The sequence below is a fragment of the Nonomuraea sp. NPDC049709 genome (assembly GCF_040674815.1).
GTDB lineage: Bacteria > Actinomycetota > Actinomycetes > Streptosporangiales > Streptosporangiaceae > Nonomuraea.
In genome coordinates, this window is sequence record NZ_JBFANM010000134.1 from 1 (window position 1) to 19,277 (window position 19,277).

Annotated in this window: 10 protein-coding genes; 6 read left to right on the forward strand and 4 right to left on the reverse strand. The window is 74.5% G+C overall.

The window, feature by feature from the left end:
* The 4 genes from AB0J69_RS58445 to AB0J69_RS58460 all read right to left on the reverse strand — a co-directional run.
* A partial coding sequence (locus AB0J69_RS58445) for a serine/threonine-protein kinase (RefSeq protein ID WP_364137351.1) occupies positions 1-1,199 on the reverse strand: 1,199 nt, incomplete at its 3' end.
* A gap of 97 nt (positions 1,200-1,296) precedes the next feature.
* Positions 1,297-1,467 carry an MbtH family NRPS accessory protein gene (locus tag AB0J69_RS58450; protein WP_364137353.1) on the reverse strand — a complete coding sequence of 57 codons (171 nt, stop codon included), beginning with the start codon at positions 1,465-1,467 and terminating at the stop codon, positions 1,297-1,299.
* Positions 1,446-7,088 (reverse strand): amino acid adenylation domain-containing protein, encoded by a 5,643-nt coding sequence (locus AB0J69_RS58455; protein ID WP_364137355.1) that lies wholly within the window; start codon positions 7,086-7,088, stop codon positions 1,446-1,448. Before AB0J69_RS58455 ends, AB0J69_RS58450 begins: the two co-directional genes overlap by 22 nt.
* A complete protein-coding gene (locus AB0J69_RS58460; RefSeq protein ID WP_364137357.1) occupies positions 7,085-13,573 on the reverse strand; it encodes an amino acid adenylation domain-containing protein in 6,489 nt (2,162 codons plus the stop codon). Before AB0J69_RS58460 ends, AB0J69_RS58455 begins: the two co-directional genes overlap by 4 nt.
* Before the next feature lie 379 nt (positions 13,574-13,952).
* On the opposite strand from AB0J69_RS58460, the gene AB0J69_RS58465 reads away from it, so the two are divergent.
* The 6 genes from AB0J69_RS58465 to AB0J69_RS58490 all read left to right on the forward strand — a co-directional run.
* On the forward strand, positions 13,953-14,273 hold the full coding sequence (locus AB0J69_RS58465) for a phosphopantetheine-binding protein (RefSeq protein WP_364137359.1): 321 nt from the start codon (positions 13,953-13,955) through the stop codon (positions 14,271-14,273).
* A gap of 38 nt (positions 14,274-14,311) precedes the next feature.
* Positions 14,312-15,844, forward strand: coding sequence for a nucleotide disphospho-sugar-binding domain-containing protein (locus AB0J69_RS58470; protein WP_364137361.1), 1,533 nt, complete (start codon positions 14,312-14,314; stop codon positions 15,842-15,844).
* Positions 15,841-17,085, forward strand: a complete 1,245-nt coding sequence (locus AB0J69_RS58475; protein ID WP_364137363.1) for a glycosyltransferase — start codon at positions 15,841-15,843, stop codon at positions 17,083-17,085. Before AB0J69_RS58470 ends, AB0J69_RS58475 begins: the two co-directional genes overlap by 4 nt.
* Positions 17,082-18,002, forward strand: a complete 921-nt coding sequence (locus tag AB0J69_RS58480) for a thiamine pyrophosphate-dependent dehydrogenase E1 component subunit alpha (protein WP_364137365.1) — start codon at positions 17,082-17,084, stop codon at positions 18,000-18,002. The genes AB0J69_RS58475 and AB0J69_RS58480 overlap by 4 nt, the downstream gene beginning before the upstream one ends.
* Entirely contained in the window at positions 17,999-19,012 is a 1,014-nt protein-coding gene (locus AB0J69_RS58485; protein ID WP_364137367.1) for an alpha-ketoacid dehydrogenase subunit beta, read from the forward strand. The genes AB0J69_RS58480 and AB0J69_RS58485 overlap by 4 nt, the downstream gene beginning before the upstream one ends.
* The coding region (locus AB0J69_RS58490) for a lipoyl domain-containing protein (protein WP_364137369.1) at positions 19,009-19,277 on the forward strand (269 nt) is incomplete at its 3' end. The genes AB0J69_RS58485 and AB0J69_RS58490, both read left to right, overlap by 4 nt.

Sequence of the window (19,277 nt, forward strand, 5' to 3'; positions counted from 1 at the left end):
GGCCGCCCCTGGCTCGGCGCCGCGTCCTGCGCCGGCCTCGCCCCGGAAGGAGGCAACGGCGGAGCCCCGGCATCCACCCGGCCCGGGGACCCGGGCGCCGCGTGTGAGGCGGGCGCAGGCGCACCGTGCGACGGGGACGCGGGCGCCGCGCGTGACGATGGCGCGGATTCGCCATGCGACGGCGGCGGAGGGGGCGCGTCCGGCGAGGCCGCGTGCGACATGGGCACCTGCGTCGCGTCCGACGGCGGCGCGGAGGCCGCCTGCGACGAGGCCGTTTGGGACGGGGCCGCCTGGGACGAGGCCGCTCGGGATGAGGGTGCCTGGGACGAGGGTGCGGTGTCGGGGGAGGAGGGTGGCGGAGACGTGGGAGCGGGTACGGACGCGGCGGCGCCTGCCGGCCCGATCAGCCGTCGCAGCAGGTCCGTAGGCTGTGGCCGCTGCACCGGGTCCTTGGCCAGGCACCGCTCGATCAGCTCGCGCATCAGCCGCCCCGGCACCCCGGACAAATCAGGAGTCCCGGTGAGGATCGCGTTCATGATGACCGGCACCGAGTCCCCGGCGAAGGGCGGGCGGCCGGTGGCGGCGAAGACCATCGTCCCGGCCCAGCTGAACACGTCGGAGGCGGTGCCGACCCGCTCGCCCCTGAACTGCTCGGGCGACATGTACGCGGGCGTCCCCACCGCGCCGGAGGTCCGGCTCGTCGCGTCGAGCGCCTTGGCGATCCCGAAGTCGATCACGATAGGCCCGTCCGGCCCGATCAGGACGTTGCCCGGCTTGAAGTCCCGGTGCACGATCCCCGCCTGGTGGATCGCGGCCAGCGCGGTCAGCGTGGAGATCGCCAGCCGGTCCAGCGCCCCGCCGCGCCGCGGCCCGGAGGCGCGGACGGCCGCGTACAGCGTGTCGCCGGGGACGTATTCGCTGACGATGTACGGCCGCTCGTCCAGCACCCCGACGTCCAGCACGGCGGCCGTGCAGAACGCGGCCACCCGCCGCGCGGCCTCCGCCTCCCGCAGGAACCCGCGCGCGATGGCGTCGTCCTGGACGAGGTGCGCGTGCAGCAGCTTGATCGCCACCTCACGCCCCGACCCGGTCACCCCCCGGTAGACCACGCCCTGCCCGCCGGACCCGAGCACGCCGACGAGCCGATGGTCACCGATCCGCTCGGGGTCCCCCGGCCGGAGCGGGCGCAGGTCGGGCATCCCACTCCTCTCTCAGGCCCCCAGTCTCTCAGACCCGAATGACGCGGCGATCGCCGCCGCGAGCCCGGGAAGCCCGTACGCGGCGCCCGTACACCGCTCATCTCGCGCTGAGAGGGCGCATGTCGGTCCACACCTCCTCGATGTACGCCAGGCAGTCGTCCCTGCCCCCGGCGAACCCGGTCGCCCGCCACCCGGCCGGGATCTCCCGGTCCGCGGGCCACACCGAGTACTGCTCCTCACCGTTGATCACGACCTGGTACTCGTCCACCTTTTCTCCTTCGCCAGGGCCCCGCGGCTGCGCAGGGCCTCGAATCCGATCACGTCGTCGGGCAGGGCGTCGGGCACGAGGTCGTCGAAGTCCCACAGCACCCGGCGGCGCCGGGCGACCAGCACGCACAGCGCGATGGCGGCGCCCAGCAGCAGGTACAGGAAGCCGATGCCGCGGCCCTCGCCGGTGCCGATCAGCAGGCCGACCGTGTCCGCGAGCGCGCCGCCCTCGGCGAACATCGGCTCGAACAGGGCGGTGCCCACCGGCGCCACGACCGCGTACCCCAGCGGCAGCGTCGAGAAGGCCACGAGCTGGTTCAGCGCGAAGACCCGCCCGTGATAGCGCTGCGGGATCTTGACCTGCACGATCGTCGTGTAGACCCCGTTGAGCAGGGTCAGCGACAGGAACAGGCCGAACACCCCGGCGGTGATCACGACGAGGTCCTCCCGGACCCCGATCACCACCGCCGACACCGCCAGCGTCAGCGTGAACATCAGCTGCCCGCGGAACCGCCGCACGCGCGGCCCGCCCCACACCGCCATGCCCAGCCCGCCGAGGAACACCCCGAGCCCGCCGAAGAAGGAGACCCGCCCCACGTCGGCGAGCGACCCGAACGACAGCACCAGCGGCGAGATCATCAGGAACAGCGCCGCCATGAACAGGTTGACCACCGCGAAGAACGTGACCATGCGGCGGAAGCCCTTGTTGCCCCAGGAGTAGCGGAAGCCGTTCACCAGCTCGGCCGCCATCGACTCGCGGCGGCGCAGCCCCATGGTGGCGGGGAAGCGGATGAACAGCAGGGTGCCGATGGCGATCGCGTAGCTGATCACGTCGATGGCCAGGATGCCCTCCAGGCCGATGACCGCCATCAGCCCGGCCGCGGCGAGGGGCACGATGAGCTGCGCGACCCCGTTGATCATGCCGACCACGCCGTTGGCGTGGCCGAGGAAGCGCTTGGGCACGAGCTGAGGGATGGCCGAGCCGTACGCGATCCGCTGGAAGGACAGGGCCACCGACAGGCAGAACAGCAGCGGGTAGATGTGCCAGGTCTGCAGGTTGCCGGTCCACAGGAGCAGGCCCAGCGCCAGCTGCGAGCCGCCGGCGCCGACATCGCCGAGCAGCATGACGCGGCGCCGGTCGCTGCGGTCCACGACGGTGCCGGCCAGCGGCGCCACCAGCATTCCGGGTACGAGCGCCAGCACGGAGAACAGCGCGAAGTCGACCAGTGAGTCCGTGGTCAGGTAGATCCAGATGGGCACGGCGAACTCGGTCAGCGCCGAACCGACGATCGACAGCGCCTGCCCGGCGGCCACCCCGAAGAAGCGCCGCATGCTCGGCCGCGGCCCACCCCGCTCCGCCGTCCGCACACCCACGCCACCCGAACCGCCCGCTTGCCCGTTGCCATCCGCGGTGCCCGTGCTGCCCGTGCTGCCCGTGCTGCCCGTGCTGTCCGCGCTGGCCGCCAGGCCGTAGCGCTCCGCGCCGTCACCGCCGCCCGCGTGGTCGGCGACCTCCGAGGCGTCGGGGGTGTCGGCGGTGGCAGGGGTGCTCTGGGTGCGGGGGGTGTCCGGGGTGTCGGCGGGTGCCGTCGAGACGCCCTCCAGCCACCACGTACGCTCCCCGTCCCCCCGCTCCAGCCCGGCGGTCCCGCTGGTCGCGATGGCCACGTGCGTACGGGTGACGATCTCCGCCAGCTCCTCCGCCCGGTACCGGAGGAAGAAGTGCGCGGCCTCGTCCAGCACCGCGCACCCGGTGACGGGCGACAGGACGTGCCACTCCCGGTACCGCTCCTGGTAGTACTCCATGACCGGATCCCGCTCCCCGGCCACCGCGATCACCGGCGCCGCGAGCCGCTCGGCCTCCTCCTCGAACAGCCGGGTGAAATACCGCTCCGCCGCCCGCGTGCCGTGCCGCCGGTTGCGGACGATCAGCTTGAGCTCCTCCGGCGTCAGGTCGGAGACGTCGAGCCCGGCCGCCGTGAGCGCGTTCACCCGGCCCTGGTCGCCGCGCAGATCCTCCAGCCGGTGCCGCAGCCGCGTCAGCCGTCCCTCCGGCCGCGCGAACGGGAAGATCCCGCCCAGGTAGACGGCCTCCACCGCGCGCCCCTCGGCGTGCAGCCGCCGGGCGATCTCCGCGGCGATCATGGCGCCGAGCCCGCAGTGGCCGTACAGGACGAGCGGTCCCCGGACGTTCGCCAGGATCTCCCCGGCGCAGGCCCGCGCCACCTCGTCCGGCGGCATGGGCTCCTCGCCGAGCTCGTGACCGGGCACGGCGATCGAGTACAGCGCCCAGTCGTCGGGCAGGGCGTCCGCGAGCGGCTTGTAGATCACCGCGCTGCCCCCGCCGTACGGGGCGCAGACGAGCGTGGTCGCGGCGGCCCGGGGCGGCGTGAGGAGGTGCAGCAACCCGCCCGCCGCGTCACCGGACCCGCCGTCGAGCAGCGCGGCCAGCTCCGCGACGGTGGAGTGCTTGAACAGGTCCATCAGCGTCATCCGCCGGTCCGGGACGGTCTTGCGCAGCCGGGCCAGCACCCGCATGGCGAGCAGCGAGTGCCCGCCCAGCTCGAAGAAGTCGTCCAGCGCGCCGACCCGGGCCAGCCCCAGCACGTCGGCCCAGATCGCGGCGACGCTCGCCTCGGCGGGGGTCCGCGGGGGGACGAACCCGGCGTCCCGGGCGAGCCGGTCGTCGCCCGGGTCGGGCAGCGCGGCCCGGTCCACCTTGCCGTGCGACTTCAGCGGCAGGTAGTCGAGCCAGACGAACCGTACGGGGATCATGTAGTCCGGCAGCCGCTCACGCAGCCACGCCCGCAGCTCGGCGGCGGGAGCCCGATCGGCGCTCCCGGAGGGGCCGTCGGCGGGCAGGAGGTAGCCGACCAGCCGGTCGCCGCGCAGCTCGGCCACGGCCTGGGCGACCCCGGGCAGCTCCGCCAGCACGGATTCGACCTCGCCGAGCTCCACCCGGTATCCGCGCACCTTCACCTGAAGGTCGCGGCGCCCGAGGAACTGCAGGCTGCCGTCGGGCAGCCACCGCCCCAGGTCACCGGTGCGGTACATGCGCGCCCCCGGCTCGCCCCCAGGATCCGGCAGGAACCGGTCGGCGGTCAGCGCCGGCTTGCCCAGGTACCCCCTGGCCAGCCGGGTGCCGCCCAGGTAGATCTCGCCGATCACGCCCACGGGCACCGGCCGCAGCCGCTCGTCCAGCACCTGGACGCGCGCGCCGGGCAGCGGGCGGCCGATGGGCAGCGTGGTCTCCCGCGCGGGCTCGGCCGGGTCCACCGGGAACGTGGTGATCCCGACCGTGGCCTCCGTGGGGCCGTAGTGGTTGACCACCGCGCAGCGGCCGAGCGCGGCCAGCTCCCGCGCCCAGGCCCAGCCGGACGCCTCGCCGCCGAGGACGAGCAGCCGGCGCGGCAGCAGGTCGGCGGGCTCGGCCTCGGCCAGCAGCGCCGCCAGGTGCGACGGGGTGATCTTGAGGTAGTCGGCGGGCGCACGGCCGAAGTACTCGGCCAGCTCCGGGGCCGACGTCCTGGACGGGATCAGGTGCAGGCAGCCGCCGGTCATCAGGGCCAGGTAGAAGGTGGTGACCCCGAAGTCGAAGGCCAGCGACTGCAGCAGCGCGAAGGAGGAGCCGGGCTCGACCGCGAAGCGCTCGCGCACCCCCGCCAGGTACGTCACCACCTCGCGGTGCTGGATCGCCACCCCCTTCGGCCGCCCGGTGGTGCCGGAGGTGTAGATCACGTACGCCAGGGCGGACGGGCCGATCCCGGCCGCCACCGGCTCGGCGGGCCCGTCCGGCGGCTCCGGGCCGTCGATCAGCACCTCGGTGAGCCCGTCCGGCAGCGGCCCCCGGGACACCGCCGACGTGATCGCGGTGCGGACCCCGGCGTCGCCCGCCATGTACGCGATCCGCTCGGCCGGCTGCTCCGGGTCGAGCGGCACGTACGCGGCCCCGGCCTTGAGCACGCCCAGCAGCGCGACGGCCAGCTCCGCCGACTGCTCCAGGCACACCGCCACCCGGTCGCCCGGCCGCACCCCGACCCCGCGCAGGTGCCGCGCGAGCCGGGCGGCCCGCCGTTCGAGCGCCTCGTAGGTCAGCGTCCGCCCGCCGAACACCACCGCCGGCGCGCGCGGGGTGCGGGCCGCCTGCGCCGAGACCAGCTCGTGCAGCAGCTCGCTCCCCGGCGGCGCGGGCGCGGCGGCCGTGCCGAGCGCGGCCAGCCGGTCCCGCTCGGCGGCGGGCAGCAGCTCCAGGTCCGCCAGGCGGGTGTCCGGCGCGGCCACGGCCGAGCGCAGCAGCGCCGCCAGCCCCGCCGCCAGCCGCTCGGCCGTGCCGTCCTGGAACAGCGCGGTGTTGTAGACCAGCGTCCCGTCCAGCCCGCTGCCGGCCTCGTGCAGGTACAGGCTGAGGTCGAACCGGCTGACCACCGTGTCCGCGGCGAACCACGACAGCTCCCGCGCCCCCGGGTCGACCGGCTGGGCGGTGTAGTTCTGCAGCGCGAACATCACCTGGAACACCGCCGGCCGGGAGACGTCCCGCTCGACGTGCAGCTCGTTGACGAGCTGGTCGAACGGCAGCTCCTGGTGCGCGAACGCGTCCAGCGCCGTGTCCCGCACCCTCGACACCAGCTCGGCGAACCCCGGATCCCCCGCCAGGTCGGCCCGCAGAGCCAGCGTGTTGACGAACATCCCGACCAGGCCGTCCAGCTCCGGCAGCCCGCGCCCGCTGACCGGGCTGCCCACGGCGAACGAGCTCTGCCCCGACCACCGCCCCAGCAGCGCCTGGAACGCGGCCAGCAGCACCATGTACGGCGTCGCCCCCTGGGCCTCGGCCAGCGCCCGCACCCCCGAGACCAGCCCGGCGTCCAGCCGGAACCCGTGGGCGGCCCCGGCGAACGCCTGCTCGGCCGGCCGCGGCAGGTCGGTGGGCAGCTCCAGCGGCGGCACCCCGCTCAGCTGCCGCCGCCAGTAGTCCACGTCGGCCACGTAGCCAGGGGTGCCGACGCGCTCGCGCTGCCACAGGGCGTAGTCGCCGTACTGCACCGGCGGCGCGGCCAGGGGCTTCCCGTCGTGCAGCGCGAACAACTCGTTCAGCACCACGTCCCAGCTCCACCCGTCGGCGACGGCGTGGTGCGCGGCCAGCATGAGCACATGGTCGGCGGCGTGATCAGCTGGGCCGAGGCGTACCAGCAGGACGCGCAGCAGCGGCCCCGCCGCCAGGTCGAACGGGCGGGCCAGCACCGCCGACACCAGCGCGCGGGCCTCCGCCGGCGACCCCGCGGAGGTCGTCCAGAACTCGGGGGCCGCCACCGGGTCGATCACGACGCGCGGCATCCCATCGTCGGAGGTGACGAACCGGCTGCGCAGGCTCTCGTGCCGGGCGGCCACCTCGTGCACGGCCCGCCGCAGCGCGTCGTGGTCCAGGTCGCCCCGGACGCGCGCGGTGCAGGAGACGGTGTAGGCGGGCGTGCCGGGGACGTACTGCTCCAGGAACCACAGCCGCTCCTGGGCGTGGGACAGCGGCGGGGCGGTCCCCTCCGGGCGCGGTGGGATCGTGGTCGTGGCGGTGCGCCGCCGCAGCCGCTGTGCCAGCAGTGCCTGCTTGGCGGGGGACAGGCCGGTCACGACACCTCCGTGGAATCGAGCAGGCGCATGGCCTCCTCGTCGGACAGGCCCTCCAGGTCGGCCAGGAGGATGCCCTCCATCGCGGCCGCGAACTCCTCCACCGTGCGATGGGTGAAGAACGTCCTGATCGGTACGTCGACGTCGATGGTGGCGCGCAGGCGGGCCGCGGCGCGTACCGCGAGCAGGGAGTGGCCGCCGAGGTGGAAGAAGTCGTCGGCCGCCCCCACCCGGGAGACGCCGAGCAGGTCGCTCCACACGTCGGCGACCAGCGCCTCGGCGTCGGTGCGCGGGGTGACGTAGCCGGGCCGGAACCCGCCCCCCGACCCGCCTACGGTGGCCGCGGCCGGCAGCCGCTCCACCCGCCCGTCCGGCCTCGGCCGAGCCCGCTCCCCGGTCGCGCGCGGCACGCCGTCCACCCCGGCCTCCCACACCTCACCGACGTCCCCCGGCGCGACCGGAACGCCCCACGGATCCAGCACCCGCACCGGCCCGGCCGCCCCATCCGCGGCCGGGCCGTGCGCCTCACCCCCGGTCACTCCATCCGCGGCCAGGTCGTGCGGCTCGCCCCCGGCCGTCCGGTCGGCGGCGGGCGTGGCCAGTTCGGAGAGGTGCCGGTCCGGGGTGGCCGCCACCTCGTCGAGCAGCGCGGCGTACCGCCCGGCGAGCCGCTCCACGCCGGCCGCGTCCAGCAGCGAGGCGTCGTACCGGAAGATCAGCGTGAGCCCCTCGCCCCCGGCCCACGCCTCCAGGGCCAGGTCGTAGACCGTCTCCGGCGGCCGGGGAGCGAAGGGCGCGTGCTCGAGCCCGCCGAACGTCCCCGGCTCCGGCGGCGCCTCCTCGTGCAGCGTCAGCGTCGTCTGGAACAGCGGCTCCTGCCCCGGATCCCGCTCCACGCCCAGCGCGGACACCAGCCGCTCGGGCGACAGGTCCCCGTGCTCGGCCGCCTCCCGCTCGGCCGCCCGGGTACGCCGCAGCAGCTCCGCGAACGCCGGATCCCCCGACAGGTCACCCCGCACCACCAGATGCCGGGTGAGATGCCCGAACGCCCCCTCCAGCCCGTCCGCCTCGCGCCCGCTCACCGGCCGCCCCACCATGAACCCCGTCTGCCCGGCCCGCCGGGCCAGCACCGCCTGGTAGGCGGCCAGCAGCACGGTGTACAGCGTCCCGCCGGCCTCCCGCCCCAGCCGCTCCAGCGACGCGGCCAGTTCCGCGGTCAGCCGCAGCTCGACGAGCCCTCCGGTGCGGGCCGGTGGCCGGGGCCGGTCCAGCGGCAGGTCCAGGACCGGCGCCCCGGCCAGCCGCCCGCACCAGTGCTCCAGCCCCGCCTCGGCCGCCGCCTCGCGCCGGCCTCGCCAGAGCGTGACGTCCCCGGCCTGTACGGGCGGCGCGGGCAGCTCGCCCCCCTCGTACAGCGCGGCCAGATCGCGCACCAGCACGCCCAGCGCCCACGCGTCGGCCACGATCGGATGCGCCGCCACGCACAGCACGTGGTCCTCCGGCGCCAGCCGGATCAGCGCCATCCGCACCGGCGGCGCCGCGGCCAGGTCGAACGGCTCGCCGGCGCACGCGCCGACCAGCCGCACGGCCTCCTCCTCGGCGTCCGGCCGCCCGGTCAGGTCGTGGCGGGCGAGCGGCGGCTCGAACGCGTCCTGCACCACCAGCAGCGGCCGGCCCTCGTCGCCGGGGAACCGGGTCCGCAACCCCTCGTGCCTGGCCGCCACCCCGGCGACGGCCGCCGCCAGCGCGTCCTCGTCCAGCGGGCCGCGCAGCCGGCGGGCCACGCACAATGGGGCGGCGCCCTCCCCGCCGAGGTAGTCCAGGAACCAGAGCCGCTCCTGCGCCGGGGACAGCGGCACCGGCGTGCCCGCGTCCCGCGCCCGCAGCGGCACCTCCGCGCCGCCCGGCGCGGGCAGGGCCTTGCGGTCGACCTTGCCGTTCGGGGTGAGGGGGAGGGCTTCGAGCGGCACGAAGACCTGGGGGATCATGTACGGGGGCAGGCTCGCGGCGAGGTGGGCGCGCAGCGCGGCGGGCTCGGGTGCGTCGCCCGCCACGTACGCGATCAGCCTGTCCTGGTGGACGGCGGCGACGGCCTGGCGGATGGCGGGGTGGGTTTCGAGGGTGGATTCGATCTCGCCGAGTTCGATGCGGTGGCCGCGGAGTTTGATCTGGTTGTCGGTGCGGCCGAGGTAGTGCAGGGTGCCGTCGTCGTGGAGGCGGACGATGTCGCCGGTGCGGTAGAGGCGGGCTCCTGGTGGGCCGTAGGGGTCGGGGATGAAGCGGTCGGCGGTGAGGCCGGGGCGGTGGTGGTAGCCGTGGGCCAGGCCGAGGCCGCCGATCAGCAGCTCGCCCGGGGCCCCGGCGGGGACCGGCTCCAGGTGCTCGTCGAGCACGTAGACCTGGGTGTTGCCGATCGGGCTCCCGATGGAGACGCGCCCGACCTCGTCCGGGACCTCCCAGGCGGTGGACCAGATGGTGGTCTCGGTGGGGCCGTACACGTTGAACAGCCGGCCGGTCCTGCTCCTCAGCTCGGCCGCCAGCGGCTCGCTCAGCGCCTCGCCGCCGACCAGGGCCGTCACGGCGGGGTCGGCGTACCCGCCGGCCAGCAGCACCCGCCAGCCTGACGGGGTGGCCTGGACGTGGGTGACGCCCTCCCGGCGGATCAGCTCGGCGAGAAGGGCGCCGTCCAGGGCGGCGCCGGGATCGGCGATCACGGTCCGGCCGCCGGTGACCAGCGGCAGGTACAGCTCAAGCCCGGAAATGTCGAACGAGAGCGAGGTCAGGGCCAGCCAGGCGTCGTCCTCGTCCGCGTCCAGCAGGGTCCGCATCGACACCAGGAAGTTCAGCAGCGCCCGGTGCGGCACCACCACGCCCTTCGGCCGCCCGGTGGAGCCCGAGGTGTACAGGACGTACGCCGGATCGGCGGGATCGACGGCGAGGTTCAGGTCGCCCGGGTCGTACGCCGGTGAACCGTCACCCGTTTCCAGCACGGTGCCGTCGAAGGCGGGCAGCCGGTCGCGCAGGTGCCCGGGCACCAGCACGGTGCGGGCGCCGGAGTCGGCGAGCACCATCTCGATCCGCGCGGCCGGGTAGTCGGGATCCAGCGGCAGGTAGGCGGCTCCGGCCTTGAGCACCGCCAGCATGGCCACCAGCGCCTCGGCCGACCGCCCGCCGAAGATCGCCACCACGCCCGGATCCCCGGTGTCGAGCAGGCGCCGGGCCAGCCGGTTGGCCGCCGCGTTCACCTCCCCGTACGACAGCGCCCGGCCACCGTCCACCACCGCCACCCGCTCGGGAGCCTTCGCCGCCCAGGCCTCGAACAGCGGCACCATCCCCGGCAGGGCCGGCAGCGGCAGAGCCGTGTCGTTGACCCCGTACAGCAGCCGCTCCCGCTCGTCCCCCGTCACCCGCGACAACCACGACAGCCGGGCACCGGGCGCGGCGGCGACGTCCCGCAGCAGGGCGGCGAACCGGTCGGCCAGGTGCTCGATCGTCGCCGGGTCGAACAGGGAGGATTCATAGCCGAACGCCATCCCCAGCCCCCCGGCGTCGGGCCAGGCGTCCAGCGTGAGGTCGAAGCGGGCGGGCGTGTAGCCGGCGTGGAAGACCTCGGCCGTGGCGTCCCCGAGCCGGGTCGTGCCGCCGTCGTCCTGGGTGTGCAGGATCAGCATGGTCCGGAACAGCCCGGACCCGCCGCCGAGCCGCTCCATCGGCACGTCGCCGTGGGTGAACGCGTCGAGCACGGCGTGCCGCGTACGTACCAGGAGGTCGGTGAAGGCGGGGTCGCCCGAGAGGTCGCCGCGCAGCACCAGCGTCTCGGCCAGGAAGCCGAACAGCGGCTCCAGCTCGACCCGGTCCCGCCCGGCGACGGCGGTGCCCACCGCGAGGTCGTGCTGCCCGCTCAGCCGGGCGAGCAGCGCCTGGTAGGCGGCGAGCAGCACCATGAACAGCGTCGTCCCGGTGCTGCGGCCGAGGTCCTCCAGCGCGGCCACCGTGTCGCGGGGCAGCCTGGCCCGGTGGACCGCGCCGCGCCGCTCCGTCCCGGCCGGGCGCGGGCGGTCGGCGGGCAGGTCGAGCGCGGGGAGCCCGTCCAGTTTCGCCCGCCAGTACGCCAGCGCGGCGTCACTCTCGCCGGCCGCCTCCCGCTCCCGCCTCCAGTACGTGACGTCGCCGTGCTGCAGCGGCAGAGCGGGCAGCTCGCGGCCCTCGTAGCAGGCGGCGAGGTCGGACAGCAGGACGTTCTGCGACCAGCCGTCGCCGATGACGTGATGGAACACCACGCACAGGACGTGCTCGCCGGCCGCCAGGCGGATCAGGGTGGCGCGCAGCGGGGGAGCGGTGGCCAGGTCGATGGGGGTGTTCACCCGTACGGTCACCAGCCGCCGCGCCTCCGCCTCGCGCTCGCCGGGCGGCAGGTGGGCCAGGTCGAGCCGCTCGACCGGGACCGGAGCGGGCGGCTCGACCACCGCGACCGGGATCCCGCCCGCCTCCGGGAAGCGGGTGCGCAGCGTCTCGTGCCGCGCCGCGACGCGGGTGAGCGCCTCGGCCAGCAGCTCCGCGTCCAGCGGCCCGCGCAGCCGCCGCGCCAGGTAGACGTTGTAGGAGGCGTCCTGCGGGTCCAGCCGGTACAGGAACCACAGCCGCTCCTGAGCAGGGGAGAGCGGCGGGGCGGTGCCGGCCGGACGCGGGCGCGGCGGCGCCGACGGGGCCTCCAGCTCCTGTACGGCGGCGGCCAGCGCCTCCACCGTGGAGTGCGCGAACAACGCCGCGACCGGCACCTCCACGCCGAGCCGCCGCGTGATCCGCGCCGCCGCCCGGGCCGCGAGCAGCGAGTGCCCGCCCAGCAGGAAGAAGTCGTCCCCGGTGCCCACCACCTCCAGGCCGAGTACCTCCGCGAACACCTCGGCCACCTGCCGCTCGACGGCTGTCCCCGGCACCCGCCCCGCGCCGCTCTCCGCGAGCTCCGGCGCGGGCAGGGCCTTGCGATCGACTTTCCCGTTCGGGGTGAGGGGGAGGGCTTCGAGCGGCACGAAGACCTGGGGGATCATGTACGGGGGGAGGCGGTCGGCGAGGTGGGCCCGTAAGAGGGAGTCGTCCGGGAGGTCGCCGACGAGGTAGGCGACCAGGGTCTCGCGATGCACGGCGGCGACGGCCTGGCGGATGGCGGGGTGGGTTTCGAGGGTCGATTCGATCTCGCCGAGTTCGATGCGGTGGCCGCGGAGTTTGATCTGGTTGTCGGTGCGGCCGAGGTAGTGCAAGGTGCCGTCGTCGTGGAGGCGGACGATGTCGCCGGTGCGGTAGAGGCGGGCTCCTGGTGGGCCGTAGGGGTCGGGGATGAAGCGGTCGGCGGTGAGGCCGGGGCGGTGGTGGTAGCCGTGGGCCAGGCCGAGGCCGCCGATCAGCAGCTCGCCCGTGGAGGCCGGTCGGAGGCGGTCGTCGACGATGTGGATCCGGGTGTTGCCGATCGGGCGGCCGATGGAGACGTGGTCCGGGTTGCCGGGGACCTCCCAGGCGGTGGACCAGATCGTGGTCTCGGTGGGGCCGTACACGTTGACCAGCCGGCCGGTCCTGCTCCTCAGCTCGGCCGCCAGCGGGACCGTCAGTGCCTCGCCGCCGACCAGGGCCGTGACGGCGGGGTCGGCGTAGTCGGCGGCCAGCAGCACCCGCCAGCCTGACGGGGTGGCCTGGACGTGGGTGACGCCCTCCCGCCGGATCAGCTCGGCCAGCCGGTGACCGTCACGCGCCGTGCCCGCGTCGGCGATCACCGTACGGGCGCCTGTGACGAGCGGTAAATACAGCTCAAGGCCGGAAATATCAAAGGAAAGCGAGGTCAGGGCCAGCCAGGCGTCGTCTTCTCCGGCGTCCAGCAGGTTTTCCATGGAGACCAGGAAGTTCAGCAAGGCCCGATGCGGCACCACCACGCCTTTCGGCCGCCCGGTGGAGCCGGAGGTGTAGAGAATATAGGCGGGATCGGCCTCATCAATAACTTTGTCCAGATTACTGGCGCTATATGCCGATAAATCGTCACCTGTCGCCAGTATGGTGCCGTCGAAGGCGGGCAGCCGGTCGCGCAGGTGCCCGGGCACCAGCACGGTGCGGGCGCCGGAGTCGGCGAGCACGAGCTCGATCCGCGCGGCCGGGTAGTCGGGATCCAGCGGCAGGTAGGCGGCTCCGGCCTTGAGCACCGCCAGCATGGCCACCAGCGCCTCGGCCGACCGCCCGCCGAAGATGGCCACCACGCCAGGATCCCCGGTGTCGAGCAGGCGCCGGGCCAGCCGGTTGGCCGCCGCGTTCAGCTCCCCGTACGACAGCACGCGGCCACCGTCCACCACCGCCACCCGCTCGGGGGCCTTCGCCGCCCAGGCCTCGAACAGCGGCACCATCCCCGGCGCGGCCGGCAGCGGCAGAGCCGTGTCGTTCAGCTCTGCCAAGGCAGCCAAGGGGGCTGGTGGGTGGATCGGGATCTCCCTCTGCGGCATTTCGCGCATCGCGCCATCCTTCGTCGGACAGGCGTGGTCGCCCCAGCTCGAGGTGGGACCAGACGCCCGCTACGAGCACCCGCGGAACAGAATTCGTGGGAACGCTCCCACGGGCAGTCAGGTTAAGGAGGCGTTCGCTCTGCGGTCAACATCAATTGAAAATTTAACTTGATTGGTCTGCCAAAAGGCCGCTATGTGCTCTCTAGCTGGGGTTCCTTACAGCGGCGTTTCGGAAACATTACTGAGACTGTTCTCTTGACATCTCTCCGCCGTGATTCCAGGCTCGTCCTGGGGGCCTTCCTGGAGCGTTTTTTGGGAGCGCTCCCACGACCCTGCCTGCCCTCTGAACGTCCGGAGAACGGTAATGACACCGACAGAGGAAGCCGTCATGGGGATCTGGACCGAGCTCCTGACCACCCCGCCACGCTCCCTCACCGACGACTTCTTCGCGCTGGGCGCGCAGTCGCTCACCGTGGTGCGGTTCCTGGCGAGGGTCCAGGAGCAGTACGGCGTCGAACTGCCCGTGGACGAGCTCTTCTCCGCCGAGTTCACCGTGACCGCGGCGGCCCGCCTCATCGACGATGCGCTGCTCGGCGGGCTCGCCGACGACCAGCTCGCGGAGCTGCTCGACGAGCTGGACGGCATGTCCGAGGAGGACGTACGGGCGCTGCTGGACGAGACCTCGCCGCTCGGCGAGACCTCGACGTGACGGGCCGGGCGACCGCACCCGCGTCGAGCATGCTGCTGGTGACCCACGGGTCGGACGGCGACGTGCTGCCGTTCGTCCGGCTGGGCCGGGTGCTGCGGGAACGCGGGCACGAGGTGACGATCCTGACCCACTCCCCGTACCGGGGGCGGGTCGAGGAGGCGGGGCTCGGGTTCGTACCGATCGACACGCCGGAAGGGTTCGAGCGCTACTCCGCCGACACCGCCCTGCTGCCCGGCGGGAAGGCCACGCTGGACTGGCTGGGCTTCTACCGCCGCAACGCCCTCTTCGACCAGCTCGCGACGGAGTGCCGCGCGCTCGCCGCCCGCGTCCGGCCCGGCCGCACGGTCCTGGTCGGCCGGCACACCTCCGCCCTGTCCGTGCTCCTGGTACGGGAGCTGCTCGGGGTGCCCGCCGCCTGGGTGGCGGTGGCCCCGATCCAGCCCATGGCCACCGACGTCGCCCGCCACCTGCACCAGCACGTGCTCGCGGGCGGTATCGACGAGGTCCGCGCCCGCCTCGGACTGGGCCCGGTCGGGGACTGGCGGGCCTGGTTCTCCTCCGCCGACCTCCAGCTCGGCCTCTGGCCCCGCTGGTTCGACGAGGCCGGCCCCGGCTCGGGCACCGCCATAGTCCTGACCGGTTTCCCCATCCCGGACGACCCCCCGAACCCACCTCCCACGACCCGCTCCCAGCCCGTCCCCGAGCGCCGGCCCGCCCCGGCCCCGGGAGACACCTGCTCCGGGCCCGAGCGCACCGATCGGGATGGCGAGCCTGAGATCTCCGATCGGTGCAGCGGGTGCGGGCGGGAGCCCGTCGAGGGGTTGCCCGCGGAGGTGGTGGAGTTCCTGGGCGGGCCGGTGCCGCCGGTGCTGGTCACCGGGGGCACCGGGCGGATGTTGCACGAGGGGTTCTACCGGGCGGCCATGGGCGGGTGCCGGATCGCCGGGCTGCCGATGTTGCTGGTGGTCCCGCACGCCGAGCTGGTCCCGCGGCCCCTCCCACCGGACGTGCGGTGGTCTCCCCGGCTGCCGTTCCGCACGGTGATGCCCCAGGTCGCGGCGGTGCTGCATCACGGCGGGATCGGCACCCTGACCAGGGCGCTCGTCGCCGGGACCCCGCAGGTGATCCTGGCGCACGGAGCCGACCGCCCCGACAACGCCGCGCGCCTGGCCGCGGCGGGTCTGGCCCGCTGGCTCCCGGAGCACCGCTGGACCGCCGAGGACGTGGCCGAAGCACTGACCGCCGCGCTGAAGGACGGACGGGCCCGGCCCGGCATCGTCCCCCAGGACGCCGCCGGCAGCCTGGTCGTCGCCGCCGAACACCTGGAGTCCCTCCTGAAACCGTCCGCCACCCGCCCACCCACGAACAACCGGCCGACCCTCACCCCACAAGCCCGATCCGCGCAGTCCCCGCCCGCGCGAGCCCCGTCCGGACAGTCCCTCCCCGCGCAAGCCGCGCCCGTCCAGCCCCCGCCCGTCCAGCCCATGCGCGTCCAAGCCCTGCCCGTCGAGCAGCGGCGGGTGCTGGCCGCGCGGCTGCGCCGTCGCCGGGCAGAGCGGGGCGCGCCGTGAGAATCCTGCTCGCCCAGAACATGATCCACCTCCCCTCCCACGGCGGCGCGAACAAGTCCAACCGCCTCCTCATGGAGCGACTCGCCGCCCGCGGTCACGAGGTGCACGTGGTGGCCCCCTTCTCCGGGGCCATGCGAACCACCTCACCCGAGGAGGGGACGGCGGAGCTGGTACGGCGCGGCGCCCGCCTCGTCGAGACCGGCCGGCCGGGCGAGGTCGGGTACGGCCACGAAGGCGTGACCGTGCACGCCGTGACCGAGCCGTCCCTGCTGGCCCGGCGGGTCGCCGACGTGGCCGCAGGGCTGGCGCCCGACTGGACGCTGGTCCCCTCCGACGACCCCGGCCTGGTCGTGCTGGGCGCGGCGCTCCGCGCGACCCCCGAGCGGGTCGTCTACCTGGTGCACACCCTGCAGCAACTGCCGTTCGGCCCGGGCGCGTTCTATCCGAGCGCGGCCGGCGTGCGGATGGTGCGCCGCGCGGCCGGGGTGGTCGCGGTCAGCCGGGCCGCGCAGGACTACTGCCTGCGCCACGCCTCCCTGGAGTCAACACTGATATATCCACACATATACGAGGACGCCGACCCCCAGGCGTCCCCCGCCCCGTACGTCACCATGATCAACCCCTGCGGCTACAAGGGCCTGCCGATCTTCCTGGCCCTGGCCGACGCCTGCCCCGACGCGCCCTTCCTGGCCGTCCCGACCTGGGGCACCACGGACGCCGAACGAGCAGCCCTGGCCGCCCGCCCCAACATCGCCGTCATCCCGCCGAGCGACGACATCGGCGAGATCCTCGGCCGTACCAAGATCCTGCTCATGCCCTCCCTCTGGGACGAGACCTTCGGGTACACCTGCGTCGAGGCCATGCTCCGCGGCGTCCCCGTCCTGGCCTCCGACGTCGGCGGCCTGGCCGAGGCCAAGCTCGGCGTCCCGTACCTGCTGCCCGTCAACCGCGTGGAGCGCTACGAGACGGCCGGGCACGCGCGCCCGTCCCCCGTGCTTCCCGCGCAGGACCTGGGCCCGTGGCTGGCGGCGCTGCGGCGGCTCCTGGACGACCCCGACCACCACCGCGACCTCGCCGCCCGCTCCCGGCAGGCCGCCCGCCGCTTCACGGACGGCCTGGAGAAGGACGCGCTGGAGCGGTACCTGACCACGCTGACCCCGGCCCGCCAGGCCCTGTCCGGACGGCGGGCGGCGCTGGCCAGGCTGGCCGCCGCCCGGGCCAGGACGGGAGGCACGGCATGATCGTGGCCGGGCTGGAGCGCGGCCTGTCGCCGCTCGCCCAGGACGACCTCGGCCGCCTCCTGCTGATCCGGCACTTCGAGCACGCCCTGCTCCGCCTCTTCGCCGAGGGCCTGCTGAGCGGCACCACGCACACCTGCCTGGGCCAGGAGTACGTGCCCGTCGCCCTGACCCCCCTTCTCCGCGAGGACGACTTCACCTTCAGCAACCACCGCGGCCACGGCCACTTCCTGGCCCGCTACGGCGACGAGGCCGGCGGCCTGCTGGCCGAGATCATGGGCAGGCAGGGCGCGCTGTGCGGCGGCGTGGGCGGCAGCCAGCACGTCTACCACCGCAACTTCATGTCCACCGGCGTGCAGGGCGAGAGCCTGCCGGTGGCGACCGGCATGGCCCTGCGCCTGCGCAGGACCGGCGGCGGCGCGCTGGTCTGCGCGTACGTGGGCGACGGCACCTGGGGCGAGGGCGCGGTGTACGAGGCGCTCAACCTGGCCGCGCTCTGGCGGGTGCCGCTGCTGGTCGTGGTGGAGAACAACGGCATCGCCCAGTCCACGCCCACCGCGAACGCGATGGCGGGCACGATCGCCGGCCGGGCCGCCGCGTTCGGCATCCCGTACCGGCGGATCCACTCGATCGACGTGAACGCCGTGCGCGCCGAGCTGGCCGCCCCGGTCGCGGCGGTCAGGGAGGGTTTCCCGCTGGTGGTGGAGCTCGTCACGCATCGGGTGGGGCCGCACAGCAAGGGCGACGACACCCGTGGCCCGGGGGAGCTGGCCCGCGTCAGGGAGAACGACTGGTACGAGCGTTACGCCGCCGCCTTCCCCCGGCAGTTCACGGCGGCCGACGAGAGCGCGCGGCGGCACGTGGCCGCCCTGGTGGCCGAAGTGTCGGCGCGCCCGCCCGCGCCCTGGACGGCGACGTGACCGGGCCGGTCCGGACCGAGCGGGTCGCCGAGCACCTGAACCGCGCGCTGCACGGCGTCCTGGCCGCCGACCCCGGCGTGTACGTGCTGGGCGAGGACATCACCGACCCGTACGGCGGCGCCTTCAAGGTCACCAAGGGCCTGTCGTCCCGGTTCGGCGAGCGCGTGCGCTCCACCCCGCTCAGCGAGGGCGCCATCGTCGGCGCGGGAGCCGGGCTGGCGCTGGCCGGCGACAAGGCCATCGTCGAGATCATGTTCGCCGACTTCGCCGCCCTCGCCTTCGACCAGCTCCTGAACTTCGCCGGCAAGACCACCACCATGTACGGCCGTCCGGTCCCCATGCCCCTGGTCGTGCGCTGCCCGTCGGGCGGGCACCGGGGATACGGGCCGACGCACAGCCAGAGCCCGCAGAAGCACTTCATCGGCGTCCCGGGCCTGTCGGTGCTGGAGCTGACCCCGTTCCACGACGCCCGCGCCCTGCTGGAGCACTGCCTCGGCACGCGGCGGCCCTGCCTGCTCTTCGAGGACAAGGTGCTGTACACGCGGCGGATGTTCCGCGAGGGGGTGGTGGACGACCTGTTCCGGTTCGAGGAGGTGGGGGAGCGGCCGGGCGTGGCCCGGGTGTTCCTGGAGGGGGTCGCGGACTACGACTGCACCCTGATCGTGCCCGGCGGGATGGCGCACCGTGCCCTGGAGGCCATGCGCGAGCTGCTGCTGGAGCACGACGTCCTGTGCGAGCTGCTGGTGCCCGCCCGGCTGTACCCGTTCGAGCTGGGCGGGGCGCCGCCGCGCGGCCGGCACGTCTGCGTCGCCGAGGACGGTGGCGCGGGCGGCACCTGGGGCGCCGAGGTGGCGGCCCGGCTGCACCCCGTGCTGTGGGACCGGCTGACCCGGCCGATCACGCTGGTCAGCGCGGCAGCAGGCGTCATCCCCGCCGCCCCTCACCTGGAACGCGAGGTGCTCGTGCACGCACATACCATCCGCCGGGCCGTCCTGGAGGCGCTGGCATGACCGGCGTCGTCGTACCGAAGATCAACAGCAATGACGCGCGGTACCTGCTGCTGGAGTGGGTCGCGAAGGACGGCTCCGCGGTACGGCCGGGGGACGTGCTGGCGCTGATCGAGACGTCGAAGACGGTCGAGGAGCTGGCGGCCGAGACCGGGGGCCTGCTGCGGCACCTGGTCGGGGAGGGCGCGGAGTGCCTGCCCGGCCAGACCATCGCCACCCTCGACGCCGCCACCCCCACCCCCACCCCCACCCCCGCCCCCGCTCCCAC